The organism is Bifidobacterium sp. POST2/T3 (B1) (genome assembly GCF_058197115.1).
Window position 1 is genome coordinate 1 of the sequence record NZ_JBVPQK010000120.1, and the last position, 7273, is coordinate 7273.

6 protein-coding genes and 1 pseudogene are annotated in these 7273 nt (G+C 62.1%); 6 read left to right on the top strand and 1 reads right to left on the bottom strand.

From position 1 onward, the window contains the following. Positions 1-87, top strand: a pseudogene (locus AC0AP0_RS06820) (peroxiredoxin); the annotation flags it as partial. Between the two features lie 121 nt (positions 88-208). Continuing rightward, on the top strand, positions 209-1960 hold the full coding sequence (locus AC0AP0_RS06825; RefSeq protein WP_490429846.1) for an FAD-dependent oxidoreductase: 1752 nt from the start codon (positions 209-211) through the stop codon (positions 1958-1960). A gap of 156 nt (positions 1961-2116) precedes the next feature. Here the strand turns inward: AC0AP0_RS06825 and AC0AP0_RS06830 are convergent, their stop codons facing one another. Next, positions 2117-3130, bottom strand: a complete 1014-nt coding sequence (locus AC0AP0_RS06830) for a LacI family DNA-binding transcriptional regulator (RefSeq protein ID WP_445339511.1) — start codon at positions 3128-3130, stop codon at positions 2117-2119. A gap of 325 nt (positions 3131-3455) precedes the next feature. Between AC0AP0_RS06830 and AC0AP0_RS06835 the strand changes: the two genes are divergently transcribed. The 4 genes from AC0AP0_RS06835 to AC0AP0_RS06850 form a co-directional block, all read left to right on the top strand. Continuing rightward, positions 3456-4718, top strand: coding sequence for an ABC transporter substrate-binding protein (locus tag AC0AP0_RS06835; protein WP_490429847.1), 1263 nt, complete (start codon positions 3456-3458; stop codon positions 4716-4718). Positions 4719-4743: 25 nt separating this feature from the next. Continuing rightward, positions 4744-5730, top strand: a complete 987-nt coding sequence (locus AC0AP0_RS06840; protein ID WP_490429848.1) for a carbohydrate ABC transporter permease — start codon at positions 4744-4746, stop codon at positions 5728-5730. Between the two features lies 1 nt (position 5731). Then, positions 5732-6592 (top strand): carbohydrate ABC transporter permease, encoded by an 861-nt coding sequence (locus AC0AP0_RS06845; RefSeq protein WP_198189880.1) that lies wholly within the window; start codon positions 5732-5734, stop codon positions 6590-6592. Positions 6593-6697: 105 nt separating this feature from the next. After that, positions 6698-7273: glycoside hydrolase family 36 N-terminal domain-containing protein (locus AC0AP0_RS06850; protein ID WP_490429849.1), on the top strand; the 576-nt coding region annotated here is incomplete at its 3' end.

The window sequence follows — 7273 nt, forward strand, 5'->3', positions numbered from 1 at the left end:
GAGCACGGCGATCAGGTCTGCCCTGCCAAGTGGGAGCCCGGCGAGGACACCATCGAGCCCAGCCTGGATCTGGTCGGTCAGCTCTGATCCGCAGCTGCCAACATCGGGAACTCGCCGATCGGAAGCGACCAGGGCGGGTTCCCTTTTCTGTATTCACGACCAGCATCCAACACCAGCACATCCGTGCATTCCTTCGGAAGAGGCATTCATGACGGAAGACAAGAATCTTTATGACGTGGTCGTCATCGGCGGCGGCCCTGCAGGCCTGAGCGCAGGGCTCTACCTGGCCCGGGCGCGGTATCGCACCCTGATCCTGGAGAAGGACGACTTCGGCGGCCAGATCACCATCACGGCCGACGTGGTCAACTACCCGGGCGTGGCCAGCACCGACGGCCGCAAGCTGACCGAGACCATGCGCCAGCAGGCCCAGAACTTCGGAGCCGAGTTCATGAGCGCCGAGGCCACCGGCATCGAGGCTCAGGGCGACATCAAGGTGGTCCACACCTCCCGGGGCGACCTGCGCACCTTCGGCATCCTGATTGCCACCGGCGCCAGCCCCCGCAAGATAGGCTTCCAGGGCGAGCAGGAGTACGCGGGCCGCGGTGTGGCCTACTGCGCCACCTGCGATGGCGAGTTCTTCACCGGGCGCGAGGTCCTGGTGGTCGGCGGCGGGTTCGCGGCAGCCGAGGAGTCGGTCTTCCTGACCAAGTACGCCACCAAGGTGACCCTGCTGGTGCGCGAGGAGGACTTCACCTGCGACGCCGCCGTGGCTGACGAGGCCCGGAACAACGACAAGATCGAAATTCACTACTCCACCGAGCTCAAGGGTGTCTCCGCAGGCCCCGGCGGGCTGGTCGAGGCCACCATTTTTGACCGCAAGAGCGGGCAGACCACCACCTGGAAGCCCCAGGACGGCGGCACCTTCGGCGTCTTCGTCTTCGCCGGCTACGTGCCCCAGACCGGCATGCTCAAGGGCGTGGTGGATCTGGACGACCATGGCTACGTGCTGACCCACGGCTACCTGGAGACCTCGGTGCCGGGCATCTACGCCGCCGGGGATCTGCGGGTCAAGAACCTGCGGCAGGTCATCACCGCCACCGCCGATGGTGCTGTGGCCGCCGTGGAGCTGGAGCGCTACGCCTCCAATATGTCGGACAAGACCGGCCTGGTGCCGCCGCGTCCCGACGATTCCCCCTACGCCCGCTCCGAGCGTCAGGCCGAGAACTCCGCACTGGCCTCGGGCACCTCGCCCGCGCCTGTGGCCCAGGAGCACGACCAGGCCCCGGCCAAGACCTCCGGCTTCTTCGGGCCGGACATCCGCAAGCAGCTGGACATGGTCTTCGGCAAGATGACCGGAAAGCTGGAGCTGGCCCTGGATCTGGACGGCAGCCAGGTCTCCAAGGAGCTGGAGGCCTTCGTGGACGAGCTGGTCGGGCTCTCCGACGGCAAGCTGACCTCCAGGGTCGACTCCCGCACGGACGAGGACGGCAAGGACTATGATCCCGCCGGCGACCTGCCCGATGCCCGCCCCAGCGTGCGCATCTGCCGCGTGGACGACCAGGGCGTCTCCCAGCCGACCGGGCTGGCCTTCCATGGCGTGCCCAGCGGTCACGAGTTCAACTCCTTCGTCCTGGCCCTCTACAATGCAGCGGGCCCCGGGCAGCAGGTGGATCAGCCCACCTCGGACCGGATCGATGCCATCAAGGACCAGGTGGACGTGATGATGCTGGTCTCCCTGACCTGCACCATGTGCCCGACCACGGTCCTGTCCGCACAGCGGGTGGCGGCCCAGAACGGCAAGGTGCGCGCCGAGGCCTACGACCTGGCCCACTTCCCCGAGCTCAAGGACCAGTACCAGGTCATGAGCGTCCCCTGCATCGTGATCCGCAAGGACGGCCAGGAGACCGTGGAGTTCGGCAAGAAGTCCGTTCCCGAAATGCTGGATCTGATCGGGGCATGACCCTGGGTCTGAGCCTGAACAGAGTCTGAGAAGGCGCTGGCATCAATGCCTTTGTGGCGATGATGTCAGCGCCTTCTCTGATGTATGCCGCTGGTCTGTATGAATGAAAAACTATGGATAATATCCGGGGTTCACATGGCTTAATTAGTTGTCGCTTCAGCAGCCGCAGGAGTGACGGACGACCAGATCCGCCTTGATGATCTGCACGTCGGGAACCTGGTCCGGCTCCAAGGCCGCATTGATGGCGCAGGAGGCGATTTTCGCAGTGTCCTGCTGCATGGTGGTCAGCTGAGGCCAGGTGTAGAGGGAGTCGATGGTGCCGTCGAAGGAGACGATGGCCACGTCTTCGGGGATGCGCAGCCCGCGCTCATGCAGGGCCCGAAGAGCGCCCATGGCCTCCATGTCGGAACCGGCGAAAATGGCCTGGGGCGGCTTGCCGCTGTCGATCAGGTCCAAGGTGGCGCGATAGCCGCCCTCGCGTGTGAAGAAGGCCTGGCGGATCCTGCCGGCGGGCAGGTTGGCGTTCTGGTGGGCCGCATACCAGCCCTGGATTCGCGCGTCGCCCCGGTCGTCGGGGGAGCCGCCAAAGAGCATGTCGACGCTGCAGTGCCGGTGCTCGATCAGGTGCTGGGTGGCGGTCAGGCCAGAGTGGAAGAAATCGGTCGACACGCTCTTGGCGTTGGCCACCCGGTGGGGCTGGTCCATGAAGACGAAGCGGCTCTCCTCAAGATGAGCCATGCTCAGCTGTGTGTAGCTGCGCGAGGATGAGAGGAAAATGGCATCGACGTTGCGCTCCAGCAGCTGCCTGATGGACTGCTCCTCCAATTCGGGGTCGCTGCGCACGTTCATGAAGAGGACTGAGTACCCCCGCCGCATGGCCACCGTCTGCAGCTCGTCGTAGATACCGGCGCTGAAGGGGTTGGACGAATCCGGCACGATGACGCCCAGCATCTTGGAATACCCGGTGCGCAGGGCACGCGCCGTGGGGTTGGGGTGGTAGTTCAGCAGCTTCGCCGCCTCGCGCACCCGCTTGGATGTGTCCGGGGCCACTGCCCTGGGCCCGTTGTTGAAGACGTAGCTGACCACCGCCGTGGAGACGTTGGCCAGCTTGGCCACATCCGTGCGTGTGGCCCTTCTGCGTTGTCGGAGTTTCTTATCGTTTGCAGCCATCAGAGCTCGATCCCATCTGCCTATTCACCAGTCTCAATTCATGCTACCCGGAATATAGAATCTACTCGAATTGATATTGTTTTCAAACTCCGTTCTACACCGCCATTGACCTGTCCGCACATGCCGGGCTATAGCCGGAAAAGCAAGGGAAATGGCACCAAATTTCCAGCCGTTGCGAAAGCCCTTGTCTTCAAAAGCAGCTGTTCAGGCAATCGGCGTCAGATATTTGACAGATAAATCTACTCGTGTATATTAAGAAACACGAATGAGTTCCTGTTCGCATGGAACATGTTCGGCAACGAAGCAACCTACGAAGGAGTGGTTGATGAATAGGATCAAGACGGTGGCGGCGGTCGGCATCTGCTGCGCTATGGCAATAACCTCATTGGCTGCCTGCGGCTCTTCCTCCTCCGGGGGCAAGAAGACCGTGGAATTCATGACCATGCAGTCTACGGGAACCCCCCAGCTCAAGGCTCTTCAGGGCCTGGGCAAGAAGTTCGAGGCCAAGAATCCGGACATCACCATCAAGATGGTTCCGGGCACCAACAACAACGAGAACGACATCAAGGTTCGTCTGGCGGGCCACAACCCTCCGGACATCTGGAACACCCACGGCTGGTCGCGCGACCGGTACGGCAACTTCCTGGAGCCGCTGCAGAATAGGCCCTGGGCCAAGCGGCTCAAGCCGATAGGCAACGATGTCTTCAAGACCAAGGACGGCAAGTTCTACGCCCTGCCCGCCGACATCCAGGTGTCGGGCATCATGTACAACCAGACGGTCCTGGATGCGGTCGGCATCGATCCCAAGTCCATCGACACCTGGGACGCCTTTGAGCAGGCCTGCACGAAGCTGAAGGCCGCCGGATACACTCCGCTCATCTCCTCCAACAAGGACGCGGGCCCCAACGGGGACCTTGCAGACTACATGCTTCCGGGCATGTACGACGAAAGCCAGCTCAAGGATCTCTCCAAGGGCAAGTTCGACACCGCGGTCTACGAGAAGTACACCACCAGGGTGGCCAAGTGGGCCAAGGACGGCTGGTTCAATGTGGATTACACCTCCGCCTCCCAGGATGACATTTCCAGGCTGATGGCCCAGGACAAGGTCGGCTTCTCCTTCCGCGCCAACGGCAGCTCCCAGCTGATCGAATCCTACAACCCCAACGTCAAGCTGGGCATGATGCCGGTTCCCGCCGAGGTCGGCAAGCCCTACTTCTCCACCGGCGAGGACACCCTGACCTTCGGCGTCTCCAAGACCAGCAAGAACAAGGACGCGGCGCTGAAGTTCATCGACTTCATGGCCGAGCCTGAAAACCTGCAGAAGCTGGTCGACGTGAGCATGAACGATTCGGCCCTGACCGGCGTCAAGTCCGCACTGGGGCAGTTCGAGCCGACCTACAACTACTGGGTGAACGAGAAGAAGACCAAGCTGGTCCCCTTCTTCGACCGCAAGTACCTGCCCAACGGCATGTACAACACCTTGGCCAAGTCGACCGACGGTCTGCTGACCGGTCAGCTGACTGCACAGGCCGCTGCAGATCAGGTCAAGACCTCCTTCAACAGCCTGTATGGCCAGAAGTCTTCCTGATTAGTAGACCAAGAGGAGTCGAGTCATGACAGATAGTCGCTCAGGGGCGATTCCTTCGCAGGACACCCAATCCGGATCACCGTTACATGGGGATGGCAGGGATGCATCCGTTGGCCACGGCAGGGGTCCCTCCCCGCGTCGTCGCCGCTTCAGGGGTGCCTCGATCAATCTCTTCTATCTTCCTGCCGTCATCCTCCTGGTGATCTTCATCATCTATCCGCTCCTGTCGGGGATCGAGCTTTCTCTGACCAACTGGGACGGGTACAACGACGCCAAATCCTTCGTGGGGCTGGCCAACTACAAGCAGATGCTGACTGACACCAACTTCAAGCAGGTGGTCATCAACACCTTCATCTACGGCATCGGCAGCACAGTGCTCCAGCAGATCCTGGGCTTGGCTCTGGCGCTGCTGCTGAACGCCAAGATCAAGGGGCGCACCCTGATCAGGGCCATCATCTACCTGCCCGCCCTGGTGGCCCCGGTCATCATGGGCATCATGTACTACTTCGTCTTCCAGTACCAGCAGGGCGCTCTGAACGCCGTCATGACGGCGCTGGGTCTGCACAAGGTGGCCTGGTTCAACAATGCCGGGTTCTCGGTCTGCATCATCGTGCTGGTGAATTCCATCCAGTTCGTCGGCGTCTCCATGATCATCTACCTGGCCGGTCTGCAGACCATGGACCAGGAGGTGGTCGAGGCCGCCGAGGTCGATGGGGCATCCGGCTGGAAGAAGTTCTGGAACATCACCCTGCCGCTCCTGGCGCCCGCCTTCACGACCAGCGTGGTCCTGAACCTGATCGGAGGACTGAAGCTCTACGACATGGTCAAGGTGCTGACAGGCGGTGGTCCCGGGTATTCGACCAACTCCATCTCGACCTATATCGGCACGATCTACTTCGACAACCAGGCGGCCGGGTATGCCTCGGCCATCGGGGTCTTCCTCTTCGTCCTGATTGCCATCGTGACCTGGCTGGTCAACAAGGGGCTGGCCAAGCTGGATTGGGAGGCCTGACATGGCTAGCAAGAACAAGAATGCGATGACCCCTGCTGAGCGGTCATACCAGCGTGGGCGCTGGGCCATCTACCTCTTCCTGGTCATCGTCTGCCTCTGCCAGCTCCTGCCCTTCTACCTGGCGATCACCACCTCGCTCAAACCCTCGGATGATCTGAGCTCGGCGCTGAGCATGCGCACCCATGACATGGCATGGTCCAACTGGTCCGAAGCCGTCAATGAGGGCGGCATCCTCAAATCCGTGCTCAACAGCGTGGTGGTGACCGTGGGGACGACGGCCCTGGTCTGCATCCTGGGAGCGGCAGCGGCCTACCCCCTGGCTCGTCGTCTGACCCGGTTCAACAAGCTGGTCTCGGCCTTCATCCTCTCCATGATGATGATTCCGCCCCTGAGCATTCTGGTCCCCCTCTATTCCTTCCTGGTGAAGATCGGCGGGGTGAACAACTACTGGGGCATCATCGCGGTGCTGACGGCCACCAACCTGCCTCTGTCGGTCTTCCTCTACACGGCCTTCATCAAGGCCATACCTCCGGCGATTGACGAGGCCGGCGAGCTGGACGGAGCCAACAAGCTCCAGGTCTTCATGCGCCTGGTCCTGCCCATGCTCAAGCCGGTGACGGCGACCGTGATCATCATGACCGGCTCGACAGTATGGAACGACTACGCCCTGTCCAGCTACATCCTGACCGACCCCTCGGCCCAGACCATCGCCCCTCGCGTGGCCTCCTTCTTCTCGGCCAATACCAACAATCTGGGCGTCGCTGCAGCGGCATCCCTGATTGCGGCAGCCCCCATGGTGGTCGCCTACATGTTCCTGCAAAAGTACTTCATTGCAGGGATGGTGGCCGGAGCAGTCAAGTAGTCTATCAATCAGGAGCCGCCCGACTGCAGTGGGCTGGGCGGCTCACTGGTTCATCAAGCATTGTTGTTTTTGCACATTTGTGCCGTAGTTACTAAAGGATTTTTCATGCTCTTTCCACAGCCGGTCCATTCTGATCAGCCATTCACCTATATGGCCCTGGGGCCCATTACGCCGGGTGCCGATATTCCTGACGTCAGGGGGCTCTATGCGGGTCCCGACCTGAATGGCTTGGAACAGACCCCCGCCTGGACCTCGACCCATTCGCCCCTGCTGCTGGAGCATGCACAGAACACCTACCTGCATCCGGGCCTGACCGGGCATCGGATCGCCCAGGGTCCCGAGGGCATCCAGGCCGGGCGCTCCTGGTCGCCTCGATTCCTGGTCGAGGGCCAGCCCGAGCAGACCGCCGACTCGCTGACCATCAAGGCCCGTGACGAGGATGCCCAGCTTGGGTTGGAGACCAGGGTGGAGTCCATGGCCGGCGGTTCCCTACGGATTCGCCACACCCTGCGCAACCTGGGCGCCGATCCCTTCCTGCTGGAGGGTCTGGAGGTCCGCCTGCCCCTGGACGACCAGCAGACCCAGATTCTGGACTTCGCCGGCCGGCACGAGCGTGAGCGCAGCCCCCAGCGCCATGACCTGGCCGACGGGGCCTGGGTGCGCGAGTTCCGCTGGGGCCGC